The sequence below is a fragment of the Rhodopirellula baltica SH 1 genome (assembly GCF_000196115.1).
In the GTDB taxonomy this organism is placed as follows: Bacteria; Planctomycetota; Planctomycetia; order Pirellulales; family Pirellulaceae; genus Rhodopirellula; species Rhodopirellula baltica.
Genome location: NC_005027.1, coordinates 4747616 through 4774237, shown reverse-complemented (window position 1 = coordinate 4774237; position 26622 = coordinate 4747616). Strand labels below are relative to the sequence as shown.

General features: G+C 57.1%; 15 protein-coding genes. 5 read left to right on the top strand and 10 right to left on the bottom strand.

Annotated features, from left to right (window positions below; genetic code table 11):
* Nucleotides 1-54: 54 nt before the first annotated feature.
* The 5 genes from RB_RS18325 to RB_RS18305 all read right to left on the bottom strand — a co-directional run bounded on the left by RB_RS18325 (nucleotide 55) and on the right by RB_RS18305 (nucleotide 10275).
* Nucleotides 55-6246 carry a hypothetical protein gene (locus RB_RS18325; protein WP_011122086.1) on the bottom strand — a complete coding sequence of 2064 codons (6192 nt, stop codon included), beginning with the start codon at nucleotides 6244-6246 and terminating at the stop codon, nucleotides 55-57.
* A 173-nt stretch (nucleotides 6247-6419) separates the two neighbouring features.
* Nucleotides 6420-7634: a DUF1559 domain-containing protein gene (locus tag RB_RS18320; protein ID WP_231845768.1), complete on the bottom strand. Its 1215-nt coding sequence runs from the start codon at nucleotides 7632-7634 to the stop codon at nucleotides 6420-6422.
* A gap of 59 nt (nucleotides 7635-7693) precedes the next feature.
* Nucleotides 7694-7894, bottom strand: coding sequence for a hypothetical protein (locus RB_RS18315; protein ID WP_037197948.1), 201 nt, complete (start codon nucleotides 7892-7894; stop codon nucleotides 7694-7696).
* Between the two features lie 289 nt (nucleotides 7895-8183).
* Nucleotides 8184-9779, bottom strand: a complete 1596-nt coding sequence (locus RB_RS18310; RefSeq protein ID WP_164922192.1) for an aldehyde dehydrogenase (NADP(+)) — start codon at nucleotides 9777-9779, stop codon at nucleotides 8184-8186.
* 148 nt (nucleotides 9780-9927) lie between these two features.
* Nucleotides 9928-10275: an ArsR/SmtB family transcription factor gene (locus RB_RS18305; RefSeq protein WP_011122082.1), complete on the bottom strand. Its 348-nt coding sequence runs from the start codon at nucleotides 10273-10275 to the stop codon at nucleotides 9928-9930.
* A gap of 85 nt (nucleotides 10276-10360) precedes the next feature.
* Here RB_RS18305 and RB_RS18300 point away from each other — a divergent pair, with 85 nt between their 5' ends.
* Nucleotides 10361-12043, top strand: coding sequence for an FAD-dependent oxidoreductase (locus RB_RS18300; protein WP_011122081.1), 1683 nt, complete (start codon nucleotides 10361-10363; stop codon nucleotides 12041-12043).
* 24 nt (nucleotides 12044-12067) lie between these two features.
* Here RB_RS18300 and RB_RS18295 read toward each other — a convergent pair whose 3' ends face one another.
* Complete coding sequence (locus RB_RS18295) at nucleotides 12068-13282, bottom strand: NAD(P)/FAD-dependent oxidoreductase (protein WP_011122080.1); 1215 nt, start codon at nucleotides 13280-13282, stop codon at nucleotides 12068-12070.
* Nucleotide 13283: 1 nt separating this feature from the next.
* Nucleotides 13284-14093, bottom strand: coding sequence for a TIGR04282 family arsenosugar biosynthesis glycosyltransferase (locus RB_RS18290; protein WP_011122079.1), 810 nt, complete (start codon nucleotides 14091-14093; stop codon nucleotides 13284-13286).
* A gap of 293 nt (nucleotides 14094-14386) precedes the next feature.
* Here RB_RS18290 and RB_RS18285 point away from each other — a divergent pair, with 293 nt between their 5' ends.
* The 3 genes from RB_RS18285 to RB_RS18275 are packed head-to-tail and all read left to right on the top strand — an operon-like array spanning nucleotide 14387 to nucleotide 18568.
* Entirely contained in the window at nucleotides 14387-15886 is a 1500-nt protein-coding gene (locus RB_RS18285; RefSeq protein ID WP_231845767.1) for a serine/threonine protein kinase, read from the top strand.
* Nucleotides 15883-17109 (top strand): lysophospholipid acyltransferase family protein, encoded by a 1227-nt coding sequence (locus RB_RS18280; RefSeq protein WP_007337450.1) that lies wholly within the window; start codon nucleotides 15883-15885, stop codon nucleotides 17107-17109. Before RB_RS18285 ends, RB_RS18280 begins: the two co-directional genes overlap by 4 nt.
* A 34-nt stretch (nucleotides 17110-17143) precedes the next feature.
* Nucleotides 17144-18568 carry a cytochrome c gene (locus RB_RS18275; protein WP_011122077.1) on the top strand — a complete coding sequence of 475 codons (1425 nt, stop codon included), beginning with the start codon at nucleotides 17144-17146 and terminating at the stop codon, nucleotides 18566-18568.
* Nucleotides 18569-18763: 195 nt separating this feature from the next.
* Here RB_RS18275 and RB_RS18270 read toward each other — a convergent pair whose 3' ends face one another.
* Together RB_RS18270 and RB_RS18265 are read right to left on the bottom strand one after the other, a co-directional pair.
* Nucleotides 18764-20551, bottom strand: a complete 1788-nt coding sequence (locus RB_RS18270; protein ID WP_007329990.1) for an aspartate kinase — start codon at nucleotides 20549-20551, stop codon at nucleotides 18764-18766.
* A gap of 78 nt (nucleotides 20552-20629) precedes the next feature.
* Nucleotides 20630-21871: a cofactor-independent phosphoglycerate mutase gene (locus tag RB_RS18265; RefSeq protein WP_011122076.1), complete on the bottom strand. Its 1242-nt coding sequence runs from the start codon at nucleotides 21869-21871 to the stop codon at nucleotides 20630-20632.
* 436 nt (nucleotides 21872-22307) lie between these two features.
* Here RB_RS18265 and RB_RS18260 point away from each other — a divergent pair, with 436 nt between their 5' ends.
* Nucleotides 22308-23489, top strand: coding sequence for an acyltransferase family protein (locus tag RB_RS18260; protein ID WP_011122074.1), 1182 nt, complete (start codon nucleotides 22308-22310; stop codon nucleotides 23487-23489).
* 230 nt (nucleotides 23490-23719) lie between these two features.
* Here RB_RS18260 and leuS read toward each other — a convergent pair whose 3' ends face one another.
* Nucleotides 23720-26572 (bottom strand): leucine--tRNA ligase, encoded by a 2853-nt coding sequence (gene leuS, locus RB_RS18255; protein ID WP_011122073.1) that lies wholly within the window; start codon nucleotides 26570-26572, stop codon nucleotides 23720-23722.
* Nucleotides 26573-26622: the final 50 nt, after the last annotated feature.

Genomic DNA, 26622 nt, shown 5'->3' with positions numbered 1-26622 from the left:
GCTAGTCTAGCGAACTTGACTCGCCAGACGAGAGACCTGTTTTGCCTGATTGGACTAACTTTCCCAACTCGCCAGTTGGTTCGCCCATTGGTTCAGTCGCGGTCGATGCTTCTCGATCATCGCCAACCCCGTCAGCAGTAGCAGTCCCGTTGTGATTCCAAACGCCCACCAAGGCCAAACGGCATCGATCGCTTGAGTCGAATGCCAAACCATGCTGGTCACGCCGAGGAACACAAAGATCGTGCCCAGGTAGAGGAAAGGTTTGACTCGCAGAATCACGCCGAGTGCCATCCCCGCCAGTGCAAGCAGCACCAAAATCACCGGTCCCCAAAGCGAACGACCAACTTCCGATAGCAGCATGTCAGCCGTGCTGCTGAGATAGATCACCAAGGTGCACGCATATCGGATTGCCGATCCCATGGCCGCTTCCAAGCGATCGCGTTGCAAATGAGCGACCAGCAAAACGCAAACGGCAGGCGGAATCAGCCAGGCTTGCGGGTGAGTGATGAAGTCCCAGCCTGGCACCTGGGTCAACGTGACCCACAGCGCCGCGTTGGCGAGCACCACCGTCGCGACTCGCGGCAACCCGTTCTTCCACAGCAGCGACATCATGCCGTAATAAATCGCACCGACCAGCAGCAAGCCTTGATAGGAAGTCGTGCCTCGGAAGAAGGTCCACGACCAAGCTTCCGACTGTGTCACCACCGCGTACGAACCGCTCAGCCAGAACCCGACGACCGGAATCATCGGCAGGAACATGGAGGTGCGACGCATCACGTCGGCCAGCACTTGGTCGCCTCGACGGATCGCCCACTGAGTCAGGCCAACGCTGGCAAATGCGATCACCATCACCACGTATGGCCAGACTTGCCGCAGTCCCAAGAACGCGATTCCGGTTCGGCAGAGAAACAGATGCAACCAAGTCGTCGCTGCGACTCCTTGTGCGACATACAGCAACCATTTGCGTTGTGAGTCGGTGAGTCGCACGTTTTGGATTGCGTTTGGCAATCGTGAATTGGGGCCGGTCAAAACCGCCAACACGCCCGCCATTGCCGCCAGTCCGCCCAGCGTGATCGCGACCGCAATCACGACTGGCATGCTGATTCCAGGAATGCCAACCACCGATTTGCGAACCGCGGTTTCCAAAGCCAGCATGATGATCAGTGATCCGATGGAGACGATGCCTGATATCAACCCACCGCGGGTTGTCGCTTCGCTCCAGCGGTCCATGAACGGACCTTTGAACAACTTGGGAATCGCCAGCAGCAACACAGCCACCATCAAGACACCCGCGATCAGCAAACGCATCACGGCAATCAGGGCAGGGTGCTTCAGAGGCAGTCCAGTCAGCACGGCCATCAACGCGACCGACCAAAGCACGATGCCAACGGTGATGTGACGGCGTCTGGCAGTGGTCGCTGGATCGCTGGCGAGGTTCCTTTCCGACAATTCGAAGAACACCCACGCCAGGGCTCCCGTCGTGAGGATGCAAATGCGCGGCCATGGTTCGCTGATGTGGTCGACCAACAACCAGCACGCCAGCAGCGAACTCAAGCCGACCCAGATCAAAGTCACTCGTTCGAGAGAACCAGCCAACTGCAGGCGAGCTTGTCCGATCAGCGATGACCCATACGTCCAAGCCACCAATGTGGCCGAGACGGCCAAGTGAGTCACCGCGAAACCGAGGTTGGTCGTCAGGCCGGCTTGTGATCCGATCCAGAGAGCCACTTCGCTGACCGCAATACACGAAAGGACCAAACTGACAAACCAAACTGTGCGGCCGCGAGGACGCAGCCATGCCGAGGCGGTCACCAATCCAAGCGAAGCCAACGTCAGCGTGCCGCTGGTCACGCCAATCCAACCGGAACCAGCAAAGGCTGAACGGGGCAGTGCCAGGTGAGACTCGATCCAACACAACGCCGCGATCGGAATCATCGCACAAGCGGTTTCGATGTCGGCCAGTGGAGCCGAGCGATCGTTTCTCACGCTTCGCCAAACGATCACCCACAATGCCATCCAAGCCAACCAGATCGAGGTCGGATCAAACTTGGCCACCGCGACGATCGGATCCAAAGCGGTGTTCCAAAGCAAGAACCCGCCAACTCCAACCGTTGTCCATCCCAGCAATCGTGGCAAGACGAATCGCCAGTTCCATCCGGCCAAGGAATTGACCGAACCGATCGTTTGCCAAGAGAAGCGTCGTGGTGGGGTGGTGTCGGTTTCGGACTCTTCGTCGCTTGCGATCGTTCGTCCAAATCGTGTGCATGAAATCCCCGCAACGGCAAGGCCGACGACGGCGAGCGAAGACAGTGCCCATGGTGCGGTGTCGTTGTCGAACAAGCCGACCCAAGCCATCGCGAACGTTAGCAACGTCATGTGCCAAGCGTGCAACGGGATGTTTCGGATCCAGTGAAGGACTGCTGAGCCGATCGATGCGACGAGCCAAATGCTGCACAGCAGTGTCAGTGCCGAATCAGGATGAATCCACTGCATCCAGACAACCAAAACGGTTGCGTGTCCGGACAGCAGACTGATCGCGAATGGCCATGAATCACGAGCGGGAGTCACGTAACATCGCATCGCCACCATGACCGCGATGAGCGACACCAACCCACCAATGGGTAGCGTCCACAACGAGAACGGAGATTGCAGCATCGTTCCCGTCGACGAGTACGCGATGGATCCTGAGACAATGCAACACGCCAAGCCAACAACCAGGATCCAGACCCGCGAAAGGTGGGCACCGATGATGAAGCGTGAGGGAGTGTTGGCAACTGAGCCCGAAGCCTTGCTGACCAACCGTTCGAGCAGCCACCATACAAGCGATCCAAACACTGACATCTGCACCCACACCAAGGGCTGATTCACGAAAGGAACTCGCGTCGCAATCGCCGGGGTGGCAATGCCAACCGCCGCGGGAAGCAAGACGCTGGAAAATAATGAGTTGGATTTGGTTTCGCGTGCGGAGTCTGGCTTGGACCATAGCAATCCGATCGATGCGATGACCCACCAAGTTGCCACCGCGAGGGTGCTGAACCGATCAGGTGATTGGTTGTTCGACAGCGGTGCCAGCCAGCCCGTCCCGAGTAAGACCAATGATGCTGCGGCCACCAATCCTGCGATCATCGAGTGGATTGCAAATCGCTCTGACTGGCTCGGTGACAGGAACGTGAGCCATGGCTGAGTGGTGATTCGTGAGCGGAATTTCCAGGCGAACAAGAACGCACAGGCGAGCGTTGTCGTGATGACCAAGCACGTTGCAGCGGTGTCGGTCCATGCCAATCCAAGTTGGCTCGCCAGGTACAGACTGGCTGCCCCGAGCAAACCCAAGAACCAATCTTGCCAGTCGTTTTCTGACCAGAGCGAGTCTTCGGTGTGGCTTCGCGAAAGGACGAACAACGCGGAGGTGCCGGCGACCAATCCCAGGCACGCCGCTGATTCAAACCAAGCAAAGTTGGCCGCTGCGATCCAGTCGTTGGTGGACCACTGAGCGATCCCTTCCAAGGGCCCCGCCACGATCGCGGCGTACTGGCGAGCGACGGTGAAGACGATGGTGCCTGTCGCCAACATCGCGAACAAACCATCGGGCATTTGAGGCCAGTTCAGATGAGCTGTTTGGTGTTTGTTGCTCGGGAACCACGTTCGCAGTGGCGCGGTTGTTCGAACGAGCATCCACAGCGCCGATGTTGATGCGAAGATCGCCGCGACCCACCACGTCGCAATCCCGCCCAGCCAAGACTCCGAATGCCAAACCGTCACGCCCAAGAAAGCGGTGAGTGTGGTCGCGACCGTGATCGCGGACAGGCCCATCGAAGTTTGCAGCCAACCGCGTTCTCGCAACAGAATCGCGACTCCAAACAACGATCCAACGAGCAGCCAAAGTTGGCCGCTGGTGGACCACCACCCCGGCGCTTCGAAGCCGCCGGACGAGAGTGAAAACAAAGCGATCCCACCCAGGGCCGCGGCGGACAAACACGCCGTCACTCCCGCCGATGAAGCATGGCGTCGCATCGACTGATCCGCAGTTCGCGAAAGCGAGCTTGATCGTTCGAGGAAGCCAGGGCGTTCGAGAAGGCTAGATCGTTCGCCAGAGGTTGATGGACGATGAAGCAGGAATTTTGCGAGACCGGCAGCAACCATCAATGACATTGTGACCGCGAGCCCGATCCAAGGTGTCAGCGTGAGGTCCGCGTGAAGGCGACCGTCCGGCCAAGTCAACAATCCCAGTACGGAAGTCCAGAACGCGATCAGAATCACCGGTGTTGCCAGTGAGGCTCGCGAATCTTTGAAGGATCCCAGGATGCATCCCAAAGCGGATAGGCCCAACACCACATCGATCAACACCGGCGGCACCTGACCCAGCCAAGCGACCGGTGCAACGCTGAGTACCAACGCTTGGACAAACGCGAGTGCTCCCCACGCACAAGCAGCAAACCAGCTCGACGCGACGAATTCGCGAACCCACGTTTTCTTTTTCGCGATTTGGTTCAGGGTAAATCCGATGCCACCAAGCAACGCGGCGATGCCAAGCGATGTGACCATCGGTTCGCCACCCAGAACCAGACGCCATAGCGGCAGGTCGCCCCAGTTGATATCGCCCATCCAAACGGGCGACGACAGCATCGCGGCGATCCCAAGCGGCAGCGTCGCGCCGATGATGCGTGAAGGTTGTCGCAGTGCGATCGATGCCGCGAGCCATGAGGCCGCCGCAACCACCGCGTGCATCCACATCCAGTCCAGCCTGCGAAGCGAAGCGGGAAGGATCGCCAACACCACGCCCATCGATAGCAGCATCAAAACAGTTGCGATCAAGTTCGAGTTGGCCATCCAGCCACGTTTGTTCGAGAGCGACTCTGTTTGGCGAAGTTTCGTCGAGTCGTTGTGGCAGCTCGACGCAATCGCGATCCAAAACGGAATCGATGCGATCGCGATCTGAATCCAAGCGGCCTGAACCGCGAATTCGTTTTCGAGATCACTCAACAGGAACGCGGCGTAGACCAAAACACTGACCATCGCGGAAGAAGCGATCCCAAGCGATAACCAACGATTCTTCCAGTGCCTTCGGCCGCCAACCGAGTTTGTGCGTTCGTGCGACTGAAGATGTGTTTGTCGCGTGCGTTGGGGCCAGAGCAACGCTGCGGCCACACAGATCGCAGGGACCAAAACCGCCAGCCCGGCGTTGGGGCCAAGCAGCCGTGCGGCGGTGGGAAGCAGTGGCAGCGCCAGCGTGGGCGCAATGACGCTGGCCGTCATCGGCAATGCGTCAGCACGACCAACCAAGCTGCGAGACGATTGAAGCAGCAGCCAACCGCAACCGGCCAACCCAGCCACGATCGTGCCCAGCGTCGCTGGATCGGAAAGCGTGACTGAATCCAATCCGGCACCCGCCGCGGCCATGCCTGCCAGCACGCACAAAGGGACCAGCAGCGTCGCGATGATCAACACCGAGCGGCTGGTGTGTCGCAGTTTCCATCGCCGCACCGTGTACAGGCCGGCTGCAAAAATTGCCGCGTCGGCGGACATGAAGATCAACGAGGGCACGACTCGGTGGGCGGACGTCAACGTGTTCCAGAGACTGACGACCAAGCCGATCGAGCAGACCACGACCAAGAGCCCCGCAACCAGTTCGCCCCAGCGAATGTTGTTGCGAGCCAGGAACGAGGTGATGACTTCCGACAACGCTCGCTGGGGCGTCGTTGGGGCAGGTGAATCGTAGATGGCTTCGGCGGCAACCACTTCCGCAGTGACCGCTTCTTCTGCGATGGGGAGGGGAGGCGTGGGGCCGAGTTCAGTTCGCGACGTTGCGGTTGGATTTGCTTTGACCGGGACCACTGAATCCACGGTTGGTGGGGAACTCGCAACGGTTGTCGTGGGAGGCACCACGTCGACAACCGGATCGACGCTTGCCGGTGTCGAGGTCCGGGCCAGGTCTCGAGCGGACGCTTTCAGTTGGCTGGCGGTTCCTGCATCGACTTGGTCGTTGGCGGTCAGCGCATCCATCATTCTCGAAAACGCGGCCAAGTCGGCGGAGGCCGATGGTCGTTCGTCGGAAGCTGGCGAGCCTTGCTGGTTTTGGGTGGGAAAGCGTTGGGTTTCCGGTGTCTCGACCCGTGACGGCGGTGGCGGGTAGAGCGTTTTAGGAGCGAATGCCAGGCGAAAGATGGTCGCGAAAACGACCCAGGTCAGGTGGCCGGCCATCGTGACGATCAGCCACCCGATCGCGATGAAAAACAGCACTTCCATCATGGAAACCGCAGAGAAAAAGCAAGCGAAGGACCGAGATTGACGCGGTCGAGACCGACCAATCTAGGCCAAAGGATTCCCCACTAGAGACCGTCAGAGGGGAAACGCTTCGGGTTCGCTTGATTTTTGTGCGGAAGAGAATTCGCAAGCGACCGTTTGATCGGCCGCTCATTCGTTCAAAGTTCGGCTTCGTTCGCCCTCGTCTCTTGAGAGCTGGACGTGCCCAAAGCTCCCCAGACACCGAAGGGACTTTCCGAGCCGGCTGGGTGGACGGGCCCCGGGGCATAGCGTGTGACGGTCGTGTTGGAGTCCACGCCTTTGGTTGCTGAATCAATCGAGTCGGTCACAAATTTGATCGAACCATCGGTCATCAGGATGTGCGCGCCTCCCGGGTGACGGCTGGTGACGGTGTAGACGCCGCCATACCAGTCCGAGCCTGGTCCGGTGCTGTAGGTGCAGCTGACTCGATTGGGGGCAAAAATCGTGTTGACCGCAGTGTTGCACGCGATCGGATCCGTCCACCAACGCCCTCGGTTGGATTGGCCAGCAAAGTTGCCGAAGCCGATCAGTTCTTGTCCAGGCTTATAGAATTGCGGACGTTCAGGATCATAAGTGCTCGCACACTGTTGAAGGTCGGTTTGAAATTGCCGGTCATCAAACACCGCTGCGGTCCCGATGATCGAGCGGTCATCCAAGAATGTCGCCATCTCGCCCATCAGCATCGTTTGGCTGGTTCCATCCTTGCAGTCGCGAAATCGTTTTCTTTTATTCCATGTGAACATGCCGCGGTCGACGGCCTCGTCACCTAACCAGTCGTAGGCGGGGTCGGAACGATTTTGATCGGGATGAAACCAATAGAAGGAAATGTAGCGAGCCGCATCGCCGTAGCAGAACCCATAGTTCAAACGACCAATCGTTTCGTTTTCTGCTGGATCGGAAGGGCAACGAAGCGAAGGGATTTGGATGCGGTTGGGCGTGTAGTCTGCCGTCCAAGGAAAACCACCAAATGCGACGTATTGGTTGCCGCTGTCGCTGGTATGAGGATGAGAGATCATCTCCCAAGCGGCTTGTTGTTCCATGAACGGAAGCATGCCAACGACCGGACCATAGCCACGCCAGTTCGTGTCATTGACGATGCGGCTATATGGGAAGTTGTTGTAGGCGGCGTGGTAGTTATGGAGTGCCAACCCCAACATTTTGAAGTTGTTGTTGCAGTTCATTCGCCGAGTTGCTTCACGAGCCGCCTGGACGGCCGGTAGCAGCAATCCGGCCAGGGCGGCAAGAATCGCGATCACGACAACCAGTTCGACCAGCGAAAATGCTTGCCGATTGAGACGTTTTGGTGAGCGTCGCGAGCGTGCGTGCTCAGGTAGCGGAGTGGAAGCGAACATGAGGACACCTTGAGATGTTTGGCCAACGGGCAATGAAAGGTTTCTAGGTGATGCTGTGTTCATTTGAAATCACATTCACCCGGCAACTGAGTCACCGCTGTGTTGGCTCGTCCCATGGTTGCTTCGATAGATGCCTGCTCTTCATCCATTGATGCGAGCGGAATGATCTTCGGTTGGGGGACGCCGCAACCGGTCAATGCCGAGAGAAGCAGACCGGCGGTCATCCATTTGCCCACTAGGCCTAATCGTGCAGTCATCATTTGGTCCTATAAGGTGATAAACCAAATGGCCGGCAAGAGTTTGAATGCTCCGCCGTTCTCTTACTCAGCCACTGCAATGACCATAGGCACTTTTTTCAGGGCGCCAAATATCAAACGCGATGGGGACAAAGCCCCCATCGCGAAAATTGACGGAACCGGTGCATGGTGACAAACTCAACTGTCGGCATGTTTCCGGAAACGAGAGCGAAGGGCGGGTTCCTAGACACTGGCCTTTTTGAGATTTTTTTGAAAAATCTTGAGATTCAGGCCAGGGAATTCGTTCTCTTCTTTAAGAAATCGCGTCTTTTGTCCAAGCTCCGTCTACCAAACGCCATGTGTCAGCGGTTGGTGGAGTGGATTGCAACAAAGCGGGAAGGCGAGATTCTCGGACGTTGTCGAAACTGGTGAGCTTTCCAAATCGGATCAACGATCCGGGGACTCCCACGGCGGTGAAGCCCGGGTGACCAGTCGCGGGATAAGGACCGCCATGATTCATCGCGGCACTCACCGCGACTCCGGTTGGCATTTTGTCATTCAGCATTCGACCTACTTTGGGTTCCAATTCAAACGCAATTTGTGAGTATGCGTCTTCGTCGCCGCCGTTGGTCGAAGTGTAGACACAGCCGGTCAGGTTGCCTTCCAGATGACGGATGGATTCACAGAGCTGATCAAGGTTGTCTGCCACCACGATCAAGGATGCGTTTCCAAAGGCTTCGGTTTGGAAACCTTCTGGGTTGCCGAGGAAGTCCGTGCCACTGGTTTTGAGAAGAGTGTTGGCCATCGCACATCGGTCCGATTCGGCTTCGCCACCGCCAGCTAGCAGTTCGGCACCGAATCCAACCAATTGTTCGATGCTTTTTCCGAGGGAAGATGCCACGGCGGGAGACAGCAACGTTCCGGCCGGAGCGGCAGTGAAGCGTTCCTTCACTGCGGCAATGAACTTGTCCGTCGCTTCACCTTTGACGAGCATCACCATGCCGGGATTCGTGCAGAATTGACCCGTTCCCATCAGAACACTGGTGATGAACTCGTCGACAATGGCATCGCCACGTTCTTCGAGTGCCGCGGGGGTGATGACCACGGGATTGACGCTGGACAGTTCCAAGTAGATTGGCTTTCCTGCTTTGTCCGCGGCGGATTTCAGCGTCAGTCCCGCACCGCGACTGCCCGTGTAGCCGGTCGCACCGTTACGCGGATCGGAAACCAGTTTCTCGCCATCGGCGTGGCTGGTTCGATAAATCAACTGCACCGTTGCGGCGGGGAGTCCGGTTTCGGTGAGGGCTTCGAGTGCCAATTCTGCAAACAAACGTGTTGTGTCAGGATGCGAACTGTTGGCTTTGCCGATCACCGGGTTGCCGGCTGCGATGGCTGCAGCAAAATCGCCACCGGAAACGCTGCCGAATGCGAACGGAAAGTTGTTGGGACCGAACACGCAAACGGGGCCCAGTGGTCCCAGGCAGGAACGGATGCCCGTTTGAGTGTCGATGGTTGGCATGGCCCAGTTGCCGGTCCGGCATGCTTTGGCAGCCGCACGCAATTGATTGCTGGTCCGAGGCAATTCGACATCGGCCAAACGTGGTGAACGAGCCAAACCGGTTTCGGCGAATGCGGTTTCAACCAATTGATCTTTCGCAGCATCAATCTTATCCGCGTACGCTTCCATGAAATCAGCGATTTTGGCCGGGCCGAGTTTGCGAAGTTCAGCGGCGGCTTCCACGGCGGCGTCGAGTGCTTCGTCGCAATCTTTCCAACTGCTGACGGGAAACGCAGCGTCGAGTTTTTCGTTGCGATTGGGATCCGTGGCCTGGAAGGTGGACTCGGCGTTGGCTTCACGCCAAGTTCCAGCGATCAAAACAGGGTGCGTGGCGGGAGAAGCGATGGACATAGCAGGCAATCTTTCTGCGACGAGGTGGGACGGACGCGAAGGAACTCCATTGAGTTCGACCTGTATCGTCAATCATTCTCCCAGATGCCTCAAGCGGTCACGCATCAGTTGTCACTTGGGATTTCCTGGCAAAGTCACTTGTTCGGAATCATTCGCCGGTCAGAAATCTCGATTCAATGCACGCCATCAATTGGCTCAGATGCGGCTCGACCACCTGATAGTAAACGCGGCGACCTTCTCGTTCGCTGTCCAAAAAACCACATCGCTGCAGCAAGCGAAGGTGCTCAGACGCCAAGTTATCCGCGATTTCGCAATCCGCGGCGATTTCTCCGACCGTGTAACGACTGTGCAGAAGCAATTGCACAATCCGTAGTCGAACCGGGTGGGCCAGTGTCTTCAGGCATTCCGCAGCCTCGGAGAACGATTGCACGCCCCCGGTCGGTTTGCTGGGTTCTTCCGGGGCACGTTTGCTGGTGCGAGGTTTTGGAGAGGCCATTGCGAAGGAGCAGTTGCACTGAAGAGGGGGAATCGATATTTATGTGTCGTGATGTTACGAGGTAACGACTGAAAAGGAAAGTCAAATGTCGGTGGAACACAATGCACCCGTTCGCTTAGTCATCGTCGGCGGTGTCGCGGGAGGAGCTTCGGCGGCCACTCGAGCCCGACGGATGAACGAACAAGCAGAGATCATTCTGTTTGAAAAGGACGAGGATGTCTCCTTTGCCAATTGTGGTCTGCCCTATCACATCGGGGAAGAGATTAAAAATCGGGACGCCTTGGTGGTCGCTTCGGCTGATTTTCTTCGGCGACGTTTTCAGTTGGATGTGAGAACCCGCGAGGAAGTCGTTTCAATCAATCGTGAAAAGCGATGTGTGACCGTCGTCCGACATGGTGCGACCTCGGAAAAAGACAAGACGTACGAGCAGCCATACGACAAGCTGATCTTGGCACCGGGAGCTTCTCCAATCGTCCCGGCGCTACCGGGCGTAGATGCCAGCAACGTGTTGACCCTGCGCAACTTGGTTGACATGGACCGGATCAAGGCCCGCGTGGATTCCGGATCGGTTCGCCGAGCGGTCGTGGTGGGTGCCGGTTACATCGGATTGGAAATGGTTGAGCAACTGCGGCGTCGCGAGATGGATGTCGATCTGATTGAGCTTCGCGAGCAGGTGTTGCCGTTGCTCGATCACGAGATGGCTCGGCCGATCGAGGACGCACTGCGCCGAAACAATGTTGGTATCCACCTGGGCGTCGGGTTGGAATCCATCCAGCTTGATGGTGACCGGGCGACTTCGGTTCGGTTGAGCGATGGAACGGAACTGTCAACTGATTTGGTGATTTTGGGGATCGGTGTTCGCCCCAATTCGGAACTGGCCAAGGAAGCTGGTTTGGAGATTGGAAGCACGGGTGGGATCACCATCGACGAGTTTTCACGCACGAGTGATTCCGATATCTATGCGGTCGGTGATGCATCCGAGCCCGTGTACGGTCCGACGGGAACGCCTATGCGAGTTCCGTTGGCTGGCCCGGCCAACCGATCCGGTCGATTGGCGGGTGAGCATGCCGTGACCGGCCAATCTGCTGCCGCGACGCCCGTCTGGGGAACCAGTGTCGTGCGAGTGTTCGATGTCTCGGTTGGCATGACTGGTTTGACGCGAGCCTCTGCGAAGCGGTTTGGAAAAGATGCCACCAGCGTGACGATCGTCGCGAAGCATCACGCGGGATACTTCCCCGGTGCGGAGGTGATGACGCTAAAGCTGGCCTTCGAACCAGCCACCGGCAAGGTCTTGGGGGCTCAGTGCGTCGGTGGTGAAGGCATCGACAAACGCATTGATGTGATCGCAACGGCGATGCACTTTGGCGGCACGGTTCGCGATTTGGCTGGGTTGGATTTGGCTTACGCACCCCCGTTTGGTTCGGCCAAGGACCCGGTACATATGGCCGCATTCGCAGCGTGCAACGCGCTGGACGAAATCGAGTCGTTTCGCGATTCGGACGATTCTTTGGACGAAGTCCAGGTTGTCGACGTTCGTGGTGCCGGCGAGATTGAGAAGACTCCCCTTCGCGAAGCATCGGGGGCGATTCATATTCCGGTCGATGAGCTTCGAGAGCGATTGAGTGAACTGGATCGTTCCAAGCCCACGGTGGTCAGTTGTGCCGTTGGCGTCCGCGGGCACATCGCCGCTCGGATTTTGCGTCAGAACGGATTCGATGTTCAGAACCTTTCCGGTGGGGCAACGGTTCGCAATCGCTGTTTTGAGTGAGTCGCGGCTTCAACGCGAAACAGATCAGCGCGGAACGGTTTGTTGCTTGCCGACGGAGAAGTCAGACAGTTCCATGAACGATCGTTTGCCTTCGATCACGTCGGCCATTGCAACAGCGGTTCCGGATGCCAAGTGAATTCCGCTGCGGTAATGGCCACCGGCAACGAACACGTTTCGTTGATCAGGCACGCGTCCGATCATCGGAAACCCGTCGAATGTCATGGGACGGTGCCCTGACCACTGCGACGCGACCGTCGCTGATTCCAGTTCTGGGCAGACGCGATTTGCAAAGCTTCGTAGGCCGTCAATGACATCGTCGGTAGTGCCTTGTTCAAAGCCAACTTCTTCTTCGCAAGATCCGACCAGCACGTTTCCATCGCCGCGAGCAACCAAGTAACGGTTGCCAACATTGAGAACGATTGGGTCGGTGAACGTGTCACTGTGCAGCAGCAGGATCTGGCCTCGAATGGGTATGACGGATGATTCCAAGCGGATCTCTGGACAAATGCTGCCGATCGCCGCGCCACCGCAAAGGATCGTCCGGTCACTGCGTAAGCAATGTTCCACCGCATCCCGAGTCAACGTCTTCGCGGTGCATCCGGAGTTGTCGGACGAGACATCGAGGATTGTCGTGTGCGGCAATAGTTCCACGCCCAGGCTTTGGCACGCCGTGGCCAATGCCGTCAGCAATCGAGATGGACGGATTTGATATTCGTCGGGTGTCCACCAAGCGGCGCTGTCTGGATGCGACTGAATCCAAGGATTGGTTTGCGACCATTCTGTCAGTCGAGGTTGCCGACAAAGCAACTCCGTCAATTCGATGCGTTGGCATTCCACGGCAAGGTCGTCCCAGTATGACATCATGCCGGTCAGGGCGGACGCCTCTCCAACCGTTTCGGCCAGGTAGTAGCCACCGCATCGGATCAGCCCGGGATCGATACCGGTTTGATCCACGAGTTGTTTGCACCACAGGGGCCACAGCGTATGGCTGAATCCGCGAAGGCGATCGATTGGGTCGGTTGCACGATCAAAGTTCGCGGGCGGAAAGATTCCGGCGGCCGCCCAAGACGTTCCGTGCGCGATCGGGCCACGGTCGATCACGGTTACTTTTTCGCCTCGACGAACCAATTCCCAAGCGATGGAAAGTCCGATTGCTCCACCCCCCACAACCAGCGTGCCTGTGGACTCTTGGTGAGGTTGGCTGACGCGATCGCTGGTGCAAGATGGAGGGACGGACAATTCAGATCATGGGTTGAGATAGGATGCGGCGAATGTCTCGAGCGAGTTCAATGTGATCAGAGGACACGTCCGTATTGTCGACTGGATGTTCAATTTGATGAAGGAGGGCAGTCAGATCCTCTTCTGTGTCGACATCCGAACGGACTGGAAGCATGCCGATCCGCAGCCCAATCGCTTCGGCCGCCGCCACCGTGCGATCGAAAACCTCATCCGTGCTCCAGGGGATGTCGTTCCACAGGGTGTTCAAAATTGTGCGGGACGGGAGCGTGGCCCGGTTCGGGGGATTGTTTTCGTTCGGCGAATCGGCGGGCACAGATAGCCCGATTAGGTAGTAGCCACCATCAGTCGCGGGGCCCAGTACCAGGTCGCAATCACGAAAGAGTCGATCGGTCTGGTCCATTTCTGCGGGACTCAGCAGAGGACAGTCGGCGCCTATCAGAATCGCATGGGTGCGGGGCAGGGCAGGGTGGCTGAAGGCGTGGTTGGCAAACCATCGCCGCATCCGATCGCCCAAATTTCCTCCACCTTGGTCAATGATTTGCCAATAGGAGCTTGCTTGGGGCGCCGTCTGCGAAATGGATTCGATGGGGGAGACGACCCAGTGCCGCTCATCGCCCCAATGTTGGAACACCTTGAACAGATGATCGAGGAATCGCTGGTGAATCTGGGCTGATTTGTCGAAACCAATGGTGTTGCCGAGCCGTGTTTTGACCTTGCCCTCGGTCGCAACTTTGGCCATCACGCCAAGCTTGCGGATCGGCGAGGCAGAAGCGGTGAGCGGGCGAAGCGGAGTCTTCGACGAGTTGGGCATGAAAAATGATTCGACGGAGTCAGGAAACGGCCACGCATGCGACCACTCAGCGATGTCGGATTCGTTTACAATTCCGCCCTTGGCGTTCGGCAATCCAGCAATTTCGTTCTGTCGAACGCGAAGTTTTGGTTAAACTTAATTGAGCGGGCGATCGCGCGGGGATACCTTCGCCGCGTCGCTCACTTCCTTTGAAAGGCGTCTCTTCCACCGAGATGTTCAGCAACGGACTTGTCTTCTAGCGGGATTTCTTTCCACACGCCATGGCTTCGATCACATCGGAACGATTTGTCGAGATGGTTGCACGTAGCAACTTGGTCGACGAAGCCACGCAGGAACGGTTCCTGAAAAAGGTCCGTGAGAAGTGCGAAGGCAACCTACCGGCCAGTTCGAAGAAGTTGGCGTTGGCCTACAAAAAGGCCGGCCTGCTGACGGATTGGCACATCGAGAAGTTATTCACCGGGAAGTACAAGGGATTCTTCCTCGGCAAATACAAACTGCTCGGTCACATCGGTTCGGGCGGGATGAGCAGTGTTTATCTGGCCGAGCACATTGGCTTGGGAGACAAGCGTGCGATCAAGGTGCTGCCGAAGAAACGCGTCAACGATGCTTCTTATCTGGCTCGCTTCAAACTGGAAGCGAAAGCGATCGCGTCGCTGAACCACCCGAACATTGTGTTGGCGCACGACATCGACAACGACGGCGACGTTCACTACATCGTGATGGAGTACGTCGACGGAGTGGATTTGCAGGTGTTGGTGCGGCGAGACGGACCGCTGGATTTTTCAACCGCCGCTGAACTCATCTCTCAAGCCGCTCGCGGATTGGCGCACGCGCACAATCGCGGCGTGGTGCATCGTGACGTTAAACCAGCCAACTTGTTGATCGACAGTGATGGCCGCGTTCGATTGCTGGACATGGGATTGGCGCTGGTTTCAAAAACCGGTGACGATGAATCACTGACCGTCGCCAACAACGAAAATGTTCTTGGCACGGCCGACTACTTGGCACCTGAGCAAGCTCTGAACAGTCACACGGTCGACCACCGTGTCGATATCTACGGTCTTGGTTGCACGTTGTATTTCTTGTTGACCGGTCGTCCGCCATTTGCCGAAGGCACGCTCGCCCAACGCATCGCGAAGCACCAAAACGAAATGCCAAAAGCGATTCGAGAATTGCGGCCGGAGTGTCCCGGCGAACTCGAAGGCATCGTGGTGAAGATGATCCAAAAGGATCCTCGCTATCGCTATCAAAACGCCACCGACGTGGCCGAGGTTTTGGAAAAGTTCGCAGCCGCGGTACCCAAGGGCGAAGCGATTCGAGTCGGGTTGGGCGAAGGTCCGGATGAAGACAGCAGTTTGTCTTCGATGGATTTCGATAGCAGTTCGGGGTCGATGGTCACGCAGTCCAACCAAGACACTCTGACGAACAAAAACGACGACACGCTGGCGAGTAGTCGTTCGAAGCTGATTCGAGAGCAGAACCAAGCGGCCAGCGAGAGCGGTCGATTGGTGAAGGTCGGTTCGATGGGAACACCCGCCGATATGTTGGAGGGAAGTTTTCTCGATCTGGAAGTCGAGTCCGGGTACAAGGGACCGACGGCACGGGCTCCCAGTTCAGGAAGTCGACGCGGGGTCGGTTCGGGCATCGATCGCGGCAAGCCTTCAGACACTCGCACACAACTTGCTGACAACCGGAGCAAGGGCATCGATCCGGTCTTGTTGGGCACCGTGGTGACTTCGCTATTCGTCGCCGCATTGGCACTGGGATATTTTCTCGCGAAAGTGACGTCTTGACTGTAGTTCTTGATCGGCCCTACGAATTTGTCCCGCCCTATCGCGGAAATCTTTGGCCCACCGCGATTCAAAACTTTCGCTTGATCGATTGGCACCTTCGAACGAAGGAGGCCGTTCTTAGTGGCGAGTGTCGCAATGCGGAACGATTTGCCGAATCGTTGAAGGCCGGTCACGGGATCATCCTCGCGCCCAACCACTGCCGCTACGCCGATCCAATCGTGCTGGGGTGGTTGGCTCGTCAGGTCCGCACGCATTTGTATGCGATGGCATCTTGGCATTTGTTCAACACGAACAAGTTCGAGCAGTTTGCACTTCGGCGGATGGGGGCCTTCAGCATTTTTCGCGAAGGCAATGATCGCAAGGCTTTGGAAACAGCGATCGATATTTTGGTCAGTGGCGAACGACCGTTGGTTTTGTTCCCCGAAGGCACGACCAACCGGACCAACGACATTTTGAAACCTTTGCTCGACGGCGTTTCATTCATCGCTCGATCCGCCGCGAAGAAACGAGCCAAGCAAGAGAAGGGGCAAGTTGTCATTCACCCGGTTGGATTGAAGTATTTGTGCTTGGAAGACGCTCACGAATGGGCGCATGTGCAATTGGCCGAACTCGAGCGAACGCTGAGTTGGCAACCGGCTTTCAACCCGGGATCGATCGGCAAACTGATTGAACGATTGCTGCGAGTTTCGCAGGCCTATTTGGCACTCAAAGAGATCGAGTTCACCGGACACGCCTCTTCGGGCGAACTCAGTCCTCGACGAGATCGGTTGATTGAGCAGTTGCTTGTGCAGGCGGAAGAACGGTATAGCTTGGTGGCGAAGCCCACTGAGGATGTGCGGGAACGCGTGCGTAAAATTCGCGCCGCGGTGTCCGCCACTTACTTCGCGACCGATGATGCGGATCGTGACCCTGCGACTTTTCGTCGCGACGCGGAACGCGCGGACCTGGCACAGTTTCTCCTTTCGTTTCCCGATGAATACTTAACACCGGGGAAAATCACCGACACTCGCATCGTGGAAACGATTCAACGCATCCAAGAAGCGATTTTTGGGAAAGCGAAGGAGTCTCTTTCGATGAAGGTTGTCATCGATGTCGGAGAAGCCATTCCGGTTCCGGTCGGCCGGCCACCTCGTGGAGAAGCCGATCCGGTGCTTTGCCAATTGCGGGAACAACTGCATACAATGGTGACATCGTTGTCCCAAGAGGCCAAATTGTTGGCCTGAGTCGCATTTCAACTCATCTCACGCCAACACGATCATGCCGTCCAAATTTCTTCATTGCCTGAAATCCTTTTCACCTTTGGCCGGGGCGTTCACGATCGCGGCAGGTTCGGTATTCATCAGCGGTTGCAGCGAACCGAAACCGATGACGTTCGAACCCAACCTCGTGCATTCAATGAAGTACGAGTTGAAGGAAGGCATCGAAATGGAACAAGCTTCCAAAGATGCGTTTTGGATCGTGACTGAAATGTTTGGGACTCCGGAGCAACCCAAGTTGCCGGAAGTCGCCATGGAAGACGAGGACTTTGCATCGCTTGTGTCGCTCGACAACCTGATGATGGCATCAGGGCCTGCCGACGCCGAAGGCCGTGGGCTCTATCAAAAACACTGTGCCATTTGTCACGGGATCAGCGGTGATGGACGCGGTTCATCATCGGCGATCTTGAACCCGTATCCTCGCGACTACCGCAAGGGTATTTTTAAGTTCAAATCGACAGAACGTGGTGAGAAACCCACGCGACAAGACTTGGCCACGCTGATCAAAAACGGCATCCAAGGGACTGCGATGGTTGCTTTGCCCAAGCTGACCGACGAACAAATCGAAGCCCACATTGGCAAAGCGATCGATACGCTCAGCGACGACGAAGTCGAAGCGATCAACGAAGAGGTAATCGATCAACAAACCGAAGCTTTGACCGACTACGTGATCTATCTTTCGTGGCGAGGTGAGTTGGAACGAACTTTGATCGACGACGCAATCTTCGAGTTGGACTTGGAGGGTGGTGATCGGGTCATCAATCCTGCTCACAAGAACTCCGCCGACGAAGAAGAGAAGGAACTGTTCGAAGAAGGTTGGGAGATTGCCGAAGACTACGCGCTAGAAATTGCCGACGCTTGGTTGGCCGCTCCTGATGCAATTGTCGAAGTTCCTGAGCCACCCGCGGACCTGCCTGTCGCTGACAATTACGAGGAATTCGTCGCTTTCCAAAACGGTGAGCAAGCCGAGGCTTTGGCTGAGTCGATCAAGCGAGGACAAGAGCTATACGTTGGCAAGATCGCCCTGTGCAGCAAGTGTCACGGAGTCAACGGATTGGGCGATGGTCAGACGACCGACTTCGACGATTGGACAAAGGAGTGGACGCTCGGCATTGGCATCAAACCTGAGAACCGCGATGCATTGATTCCCTTGCTCGCTCGCGGAGCATTGCCACCCATCAATGCCAAGCCACGAAACTTCACCACAGGATTGTTCCACGGTGGTGGAACCGCGAACGATTTGTACATCCGGATCACGCAAGGCATCGAAGGTTCACCAATGCCAGCGGCGACGTTTGTTGATGGCGAGTTCGAAGACGACGACGTGTGGCACTTGATCAACTACTTGCGTTCGTTGCAAACGCCACCGGAACCGGAAGAAGAGTCCACCGAAGAGCCCAAGCCAACCGAAGTTGCCATCCGGTAATACGTAGGCCAAGTCACACCTGGCCGGGTAAAATGCGAGGCGGTGATGCGGACGCGAGGGATTTTGGGTCGCACGTCTCGCTTTGTTCCAAAGCATCGTGCGTGGTTGCCAGGTACAAGCTGGCCTACGAATCGGGATGAATGGGCGTAGCCGAATTCGCCGGAACTTCGACGTTGGCCATCAATCGAAATGACTTCAGTGCAGAGCTTCGGCGAAGGCTTGCTTCAATCTCGTAGCGGCGTCGCCGGCTTGGTCGCTTTGGATGACCACGTTCACCTGAAGTTCGCTCGTCGCAATCATTTCGACGTTGATTCCGGCGCTGGCCAATTGTTCAAACAGCACCGTGCCGACTTGCGTGTGGCTTCGCAATCCGATCCCACTGACGCTGAGTTTGGTGATTCCTGATGCACCGCGGACGTCTCGCATCGAGTGCTTGCCGCAAATCTCGCGAGCAACCTTTTGTGCGGCATCCAGGTCGGCTTGTTCGACCGTGAAGCTGACGCTCGTGCTTCCATCTTCGCCGTCGTAGCCTTGCACGATCATGTCGACGAAAATGCCGGCTTCACCGATCTGTTCGAACATGTCCGCTGCCACGCCGACTTGGTCGGGCACACCATCGAGGGTCACGCGGGCTTGAGCGGGAACGATTGAAATGTCGGTGAGCGTGAGAGCTTCCAACGCATCGTTTTGCAGACGTGCGACGACATCGGCCACATCGGCTTCCTTCGCGTTGCTCGCCTTGATCTCGTTCCATGTTTTCGCATCACTTGGCCGTTGGTCCAACGAGAACGCTTCGTGAACCGCCCGCAAAGCTTCGTTCGCTTGATCGCGAGGGACCAAGCACGAAATTTTGATCTCGCTGGTTGTGATCATGTGGATATTCACGTTGGCTTCGGCCAAAGCACGGAACATGCTGGCGGCGACGGCCTTTTGGTGAGCCATGCCCAAACCAACGACGCTGACCTTGGACACTTGATCGTCATGAGTAACGCCGTCGGCACCGAGCGAATCCAAGATTCCTTCGAGTGCAGCGAGAGTCTTTTTCAGTTCGCCGCCGGCGACGGTGAACGAGACATCGGCTTTGCCTGACGTCCCGACGTTCTGGACCACCATGTCCACGGCGACTTTCTGAGCAGCGATTGCCGAGAAAATCTTTTGGCTCATGCCGGGAACATCCGGGACGCCCAGCACGGTCACGCGAGCCTCATCTCGGGTCAGTGCAGCGCCCGATACCGGAGCGGTTTCCGATTCGGGTTGGGCGACGATCATCGTGCCGTCTTGGTCCGAGAAACTACTGCGAACGTGAATCGGCACCTCGAATTTCTTGGCGAATTCGATGGATCGCGAGTGCATCACTCCGGCACCCAGAGATGCCAGTTCCAACATTTCGTCGTAGCTGATCACGTCCACGCGACGAGCTTCGGCCAACAGTCGTGGATCGGTGGTGTAAACGCCATCGACGTCGGTGTTGATCTCGCAAGCGTCCGCGCCCAGAACAGCAGCCAGCGCCACCGCGGTGGTGTCGCTGCCGCCTCGTCCGAGCGTCGTGATGTTCAGGTCATCGTCGATGCCTTGGAAACCCGCCGCAACAACGATGTTGCCTGCGTCGAGCAGGCGTTCGATGCGACCGGTGTCGATCGATTGAATCCGTGCCTTGCTGAAGCTGTTGTCGGTTTTCAATCCGATTTGGCCGCCGGTCAGACTGACCGCTTTGGATCCCATGCTATGAATCGCCATCGCGACCAATGCGACGCTGACCTGTTCGCCCGTGCTGAGCAACATGTCCATTTCGCGTGCCGGTGGTTCATCACTGATTTGCGACGCCAGATCGAGCAAAGTGTCGGTGTTCTTGCCCATTGCGCTGACAACCATCACGACTCGATGGCCGGCTTTTTGAGCACGAATTGCCTTCCGAGCCGCGGCGCGAATCTTTTCGGTGTCGGCAACGGACGTACCGCCAAATTTTTGAACGATCAGGGACATGGAAGTGACGAAGCGAAACGGAAGGAAGCGGAGTGGGGAAGGGGATAAGCAATCGACGTTGCACTCGAACCCGGTGAATCAGCCTTTTTGAATGTAGGCGTCCATCATGGTCCAACCGGGATCGAACACCCATCCCGATGCATTGGCGGAAACCTCGTCAAAGGTGGTCGCCGAATCAGATTCGATGCCGGTACCGGCCATGGTCAGTGGGACCGGACCGTGCGTGTGTTTCTTGGTTCGGCAGAACGTTGGGTGATCGGGCAAGATCAACATGCGGTGTTCGTCGTACTTGGAAAGGGCTTCCCAAAGCGGAGCGACGATGTGCTGGTCGATTTGCTGGAGCGCTTCGATCTTGGCTTCGACGTTGCCCTCGTGGGACGCTTCGTCGGGAGCTTCGATGTGGACGCAGACGAAATCATAGTCAGCGAGAGCTTGGATTGCCGCTTCGCCTTTGCCCGCATAATTCGTATCGAGGTATCCGGTGGCTCCTTCGACTTCGATCCGTGGCCAACCAGCCAGGGCACCGATTCCGCGAAGCAGGTCAACGGCAGTGATCATCACGCCGCGAATCCCATAACGTTCCTCGAACGTCGACAATTTGGGTGCTCCGCCCGAGCTCCACAACCAAACATGAGTCGCGACGTCTTTGCCGGCCGCTTTGCGAGCGACGTTGATCGGATGTTTGGCCAGAATATCGGCCGACGCGTTCATCAGATCGACCAAGATCTGGCTGCCGGGACCACGCGGGAAATCGTCCATCACGCTTAGATCGGTCAAGTCGTGCGGGGCGCTCGACCGTGTCGCGGTGGTGAATGGCGACGGATGATCCGCGTCGCCGCGATACAGCATCAAATTGCGATAGCTGACTCCGGGGACAAATTCCAATCGGCCGGCCAAGTCGCTGTCGCTGAGCGGTCCGTTTTCGCCGAACAATTCCTTCGACAGATCTTCCAGCAATGTCGTCGCTTCTTCGGTGCTGATGTGATCGGCGGTGAAGTCGATCATCGTCTGGTCGCGAATGGTGACCAGATTGCATCGCACGGCGCAATCGTGAGGCCCCAGCTCGATGCCCTGGGCAGCGGCTTCCAAGGGAGCTCGGCCGGTGAAGCAAACGTTCGGATCGTATCCCAACAGGCACAGGTTGGCGATTTCGCTGCCGGCGGGAAAGTCAATGGGCGTGTTGTCGGTCACCCCAACACGACCCCGCGAAGCGATTTGATCCATCGCAGGCAGATTCGCGGCTTGCAGCGGTGTGCGGCCGTTCAGTGATTCGAGGGGCTCGTCGGCACAGCCGTCGGGAATGATCAGGACATATTTCATGGCGAAGGCTCCGCCTGGATGGTCGAAAGAATTGCGGCAGTTTCGTTGAACGCCCGCGAAAACGAAAGGGCCCGATAGAAACCAGCGTCGCAAGAACCGGCAAAATTGATCCGATTGGCGTCATCGTTGACTTCGGACTGATCCATGCAGTCTTCCACGCAGAGGATCGGAGTTTGACCAGACGAGTAAAAATTGATGGTGCAGAGGGAGGGGCTGACCCATCCTTGAGCGGACACAGAGATCCTCTTCGTTCCCGGTCCATTTTTAAACGATGCAATCTGCCCCATCCCCATCGGATTCCGACTCGGCGAATGGCCCTTTTTCAGGTCATTTTCCGCCTGAGCATGCATGGGACAATCCGCCCGTTCAGGAAACCTGGGAAGAACCGTCTGCACCGATACTGCCCGCCGTCCGGTCCTCTTTAGAGGTTCGCCAGTTGGCACGTGCGGTTCGCAAAGGCCGTGATGTGTCTCTCGCTGGTTTCTCGCCGGCAGATTCTGATCAAGACACGAGCGAGGCTGACGCCGTCGAAACGCCGTCCACCCTGAAGCCGCATCGCCGGATTTTAGAGCTGGACGCATTGCGAGCGATGGCAGCCATCAACTTGGTGCTGTTTCACTTCACGCACGTCTATGCGGTCAAGTTTGGCTTCTCCAGTCCGCTGGGCGGGGAGTGGCCTTATGGTGCCTACGGAGTCGAGCTCTTCTTTATCCTCAGCGGTTTCGTCAACAGCATGTCGCTGATGCGTCGTGGCAAGCCTGTTGATTTCGTGGCTGCTCGATTGATTCGAATTGTGCCACTGTTCCTGATGGTGATCTTCGCGAACCTTTGGATCGTGACGTTCGCTCCGCTGAACGGCCAGCCCGTTTCGACGCAGCAGTTCCTGGCTAATTTGACGTTGATGCCACGTGTCTTTGGATACGAATGCATCGATCCGGTGATGTGGACCTTGCAAGTCGAGATGATGTTCTACTTCGTCTTGGTGACGCTGTTCTGCAAAGGCTACTTGCATCGCTACTTCGTTGGTTGGGGATCGTTGTTGGCCGCGTCCTTGGTATTGTGCCCGGCATTGGATGCGGCACAGGCCAGCTATGGACACACATCATTGTTCGCCGCACTGTCTGCGGTCAGACATTTGCTGGTACTCGATTTCGTTCCATTGTTCGCGATCGGGTTCTTGCTCTACATGATCAAGACCGGAGTCGGTCCAAAGTGGAAGAACTTGCTCGGCATCGTGGTTGCCGCGGGTGTCTTCCACAGCATTGATCACGGCAAGCACAACCCAGCCGCGACGGCGCTGATCATTGGTCTGGTCACGATGGCCGCGTACGGAAAGATTCCCGTCCTGCGATTGAAGCCTTTCGTGACTATCAGTGCGATCTCGTACGCGTTGTATTTGTGTCACAACAACCTGGGCTGCGTGTTGTTGAACACGTTCGATCAAGCCGGCCTGCCACCGTTGGCATGTTTGGCGATTGTGATCGTGTTCTCGTTCGCATTGGCGTTGGTAATTACCAACCGGATCGAGCAACCGATCACAAAGGCTTTGCGTCGTTTGTATGCGAAGGTGTCCGAACGAACGCGACGACCATCAGTCGCTGAAGCCGTGGCCGGTTAAGTTGTTCGCCTCAGAAACGATATTGCCGAATTCGCCAAAATTCGGCCATCAACCTGTAGCTCGGTGGTCCCCCACCGAGAGCTGATTCTCATTCACGGCGGAGACCGCCGTGCTACAGGAGGTTATTTGCCGAGCAGGTTCGCCAGAATGCGGCCATCAACCTGTCGCTCGGTGGTCCCCCACCGAGAGCTGATTCCCATTCACGGTGGAGACCGCCGTGCGACAGGAAGTCACTTGACGACCAGGTTCACCATGCGGCCGGGGACGGCGATCGTTTTGACAACCTTCTTGTCGCCGATCGCGTTTTGAACCGCAGGATCTGCGAGCGCTGCTTCGCCCATCTCGTTCGGTTTCGCATCGGGTGACAACGAGATCTTCGCCTTCACCTTCCCGTTGATCTGAACCGGAATCTCGATGCTGGACTGGACCAATGCGGCTTCGTCCCACTTCGGCCAAGGCTGTAGCGAAATCGATTCGTTGTGACCGAGATGCTTCCACAGTTCTTCGCACATGTGAGGTGCGTAGGGAGCCAGCAAGATTAAGAACGATTCCATCGCTTCACGCGGTCGCGTTTCGCAGCGTGTGAAGTGGTTGGTGAATTCCATCATCTTCGCAATCGCGGTGTTGAAACTCATCGCTTCGTTGTCTTCGGTGACCTTGCGAATCGTTTGGTGCAGCACGCGAAGTTGTTCTTCATCGCAGGCCGTGTCCACCACCGCGTCGGAAACCTTCAGCTCGTCCTCGGGCTCGTCGATGATCATCCGCCAGACGCGATCGAGGAAACTGCGAACGCCTCCGACGCCGTTCATCGCCCAGGGCTTGGTCGCCTCCAGGGGGCCCATGAACATCTCGTACAAACGCAATGAGTCCGCGCCATAGTCGCGAACGACTGAGTCCGGGTTGACCACGTTGCCGCGGCTCTTACTCATCTTAAAAGCGCGACTGTCGACCTTGATCGAGGCGTCCGATGCCAAGACAAAACCTTCGCCTTTCTTGACGACTTGTTCTTCCGTCAACGAAACGATCTCGACTTGTTCGCCGGTGGCCTTGTGAACGCGGTTGCCCTCAGCGTCTTTCTTGACGTCTTTCGTGGAGACATGTTTGCCGGACGGATCCACGAAGCTGGTGAATTCAACCTCTCCCAGAATCATGCCTTGATTGACGAGTTTGCCAAACGGTTCGGGGCAAGTCACATGGCCGCGATCGAACAGGACTTTGTGCCAGAACCGTGAGTACAGCAAGTGCAACACAGCGTGCTCGGCACCACCGACGTACAAGTCGACCGGCATCCAATCCTTTTCCTTTTGCGGATCGATCAATGCGTCGCTGTTCTTGGGATCGATGTATCGCAAGTAGTACCAGCACGAACCGGCCCACTGCGGCATCGTGTTGGTTTCGCGGCGGTAGCGTTTGCCGTCGAGCTCCACGATCAACCAATCGTCGTCGGCTTTCGCGAGCGGTGGTTCGGGGCGTCCGTGAGGTTTGAAGTCCGCGAGTTCCGGCAACGTCACCGGCAATTGATCGTCGGGGACCAAGCGACGCACACCGGTCGCGTTGCCTTCGGAGTCAATTTCGTGCAAGACGGGAAACGGTTCGCCCCAGAAACGCTGGCGGCTGAACAACCAATCCCGCAGCTTGTAATTGACGGCTTCGCAGGCCAAGCCTTGTTTGGCCAATTCAGCGGTCAAAGCGGCTTTGACTTCCGCGGTTGTTTTGCCATCGTATTCACCGCTGTTGATCGCAACGCCTTCCGCAGCGAAGCAAGCTTTGCCAGCCAAAATCTCTTCGCGTTGCTTGTGGTCCGCGGGAGGATCGACGACCGGGATGACAGGCAAATCAAACGCCACGGCGAATTCAAAATCGCGTTCGTCGTGAGCGGGGACGGCCATGATCGCGCCGGTTCCATAACCTGCCAACACATAGTCCGCGACCCAAATCGGGATGCTGCGTCCGTCGGCAGGGTTGATTGCGTACGAGCCCGTGAAGACGCCCGTTTTGGCTCGATCGCCATCGGTTCGTTCACGGTCGCTTTTGAACGAAGCCTTTTCGCGATAGGCGTCGACTTCGTCTTTCTGTTCGGGTTTGACCAACACATCGATCAACGGATGTTCGGGCGCGACCACCATGTAGGTCGCTCCGAACAGTGTGTCGGGACGTGTCGTGTAAACACGCAAGCAATCCTTGCCGGGATCGGTTGGAAAGCCTTCACTTTCGCGAGCTCGCTTGAATGCAACAAACGGACCGGTGTCGTCGCCGGCGGCACCGCGTTGCAAGTAGAAGTCGACTTCGCCACCGGTGCTGCGGCCAATCCAATCGGACTGCAATTTCTTGATGCCGGTTGGCCAATCGAGATCGTCCAAACCGTCCAGCAAACGTTCGGCGTAATCTGTGATCCGCAACATCCATTGCCGCAGGGGAATCCGTTTGACCGGGTGCCCACCGACTTCACTTTTGCCATCGACCACTTCTTCGTTAGCCAACACCGTGCCGAGTTTTGGGCACCAGTTCACCAAGGCGTCATCGAGGTAAGCCAATCGCTTTGAATCGCGATACTGCTCGATTTCCAACTCGCCTTCCGCGGTGACTTCGGCAGGGATCGGCAACTCCGAGATCGGCCGGCCTTTTTGTTGGTCGTGGTCGAACCAGGTGTCGTACAGCACGCCGAAGATCCACTGCGTCCAGCGGAAGTACTCTTCGTCGGTGGTCGCCAAGACTCGGTCCCAGTCGTAGCTGAAACCGAGCATCTTCAATTGGCGAGTGAAGTTGTCGATGTTGCGTTGAGTTTGAACGCGAGGGTGCTCGCCCGTCTTGATCGCATGCTCTTCGGCAGGCAATCCAAACGCGTCGAATCCCATCGGGTGCAAAACCGATTCCCCGCGAGCCCGTGCGAATCGCGAAACGATGTCGGTCGCCGTGTAGCCTTCTGGGTGCCCGACGTGCAATCCGTCACCACTGGGGTAGGGGAACATGTCCAGCACGTAGCGCTTCTTTTTGCCGACTTTTTCGGGCGTGGCGAAAGTGTGGTGTTCGTCCCAGTAGGCTTGCCAGCGAGGTTCGATTTCGTTGGGGTTGTAGCGGACCATGTCGTCTTAGCGATGCGGGGAAGGGCAGGGCAGAGCGGGGCAGGGCACTA

Excerpts from the sequence above, each read along its gene's own strand:
- RB_RS18325 (WP_011122086.1), bottom strand. The coding sequence starts at position 6,246 with ATGATGGAAGTGCTGTTTTTCATCGCGATCGGGTGGCTGATCGTCACG.
- RB_RS18320 (WP_231845768.1), bottom strand. The coding sequence starts at position 7,634 with ATGTTCGCTTCCACTCCGCTACCTGAGCACGCACGCTCGCGACGCTCA.
- RB_RS18315 (WP_037197948.1), bottom strand. The coding sequence starts at position 7,894 with ATGATGACTGCACGATTAGGCCTAGTGGGCAAATGGATGACCGCCGGT.
- RB_RS18310 (WP_164922192.1), bottom strand. The coding sequence starts at position 9,779 with ATGTCCATCGCTTCTCCCGCCACGCACCCTGTTTTGATCGCTGGAACT.
- RB_RS18305 (WP_011122082.1), bottom strand. The coding sequence starts at position 10,275 with ATGGCCTCTCCAAAACCTCGCACCAGCAAACGTGCCCCGGAAGAACCC.
- RB_RS18300 (WP_011122081.1), top strand. The coding sequence starts at position 10,361 with ATGTCGGTGGAACACAATGCACCCGTTCGCTTAGTCATCGTCGGCGGT.
- RB_RS18290 (WP_011122079.1), bottom strand. The coding sequence starts at position 14,093 with ATGCCCAACTCGTCGAAGACTCCGCTTCGCCCGCTCACCGCTTCTGCC.
- RB_RS18285 (WP_231845767.1), top strand. The coding sequence starts at position 14,387 with ATGGTTGCACGTAGCAACTTGGTCGACGAAGCCACGCAGGAACGGTTC.
- RB_RS18275 (WP_011122077.1), top strand. The coding sequence starts at position 17,144 with ATGCCGTCCAAATTTCTTCATTGCCTGAAATCCTTTTCACCTTTGGCC.
- RB_RS18270 (WP_007329990.1), bottom strand. The coding sequence starts at position 20,551 with ATGTCCCTGATCGTTCAAAAATTTGGCGGTACGTCCGTTGCCGACACC.
- RB_RS18265 (WP_011122076.1), bottom strand. The coding sequence starts at position 21,871 with ATGAAATATGTCCTGATCATTCCCGACGGCTGTGCCGACGAGCCCCTC.
- leuS (WP_011122073.1), bottom strand. The coding sequence starts at position 26,572 with ATGGTCCGCTACAACCCCAACGAAATCGAACCTCGCTGGCAAGCCTAC.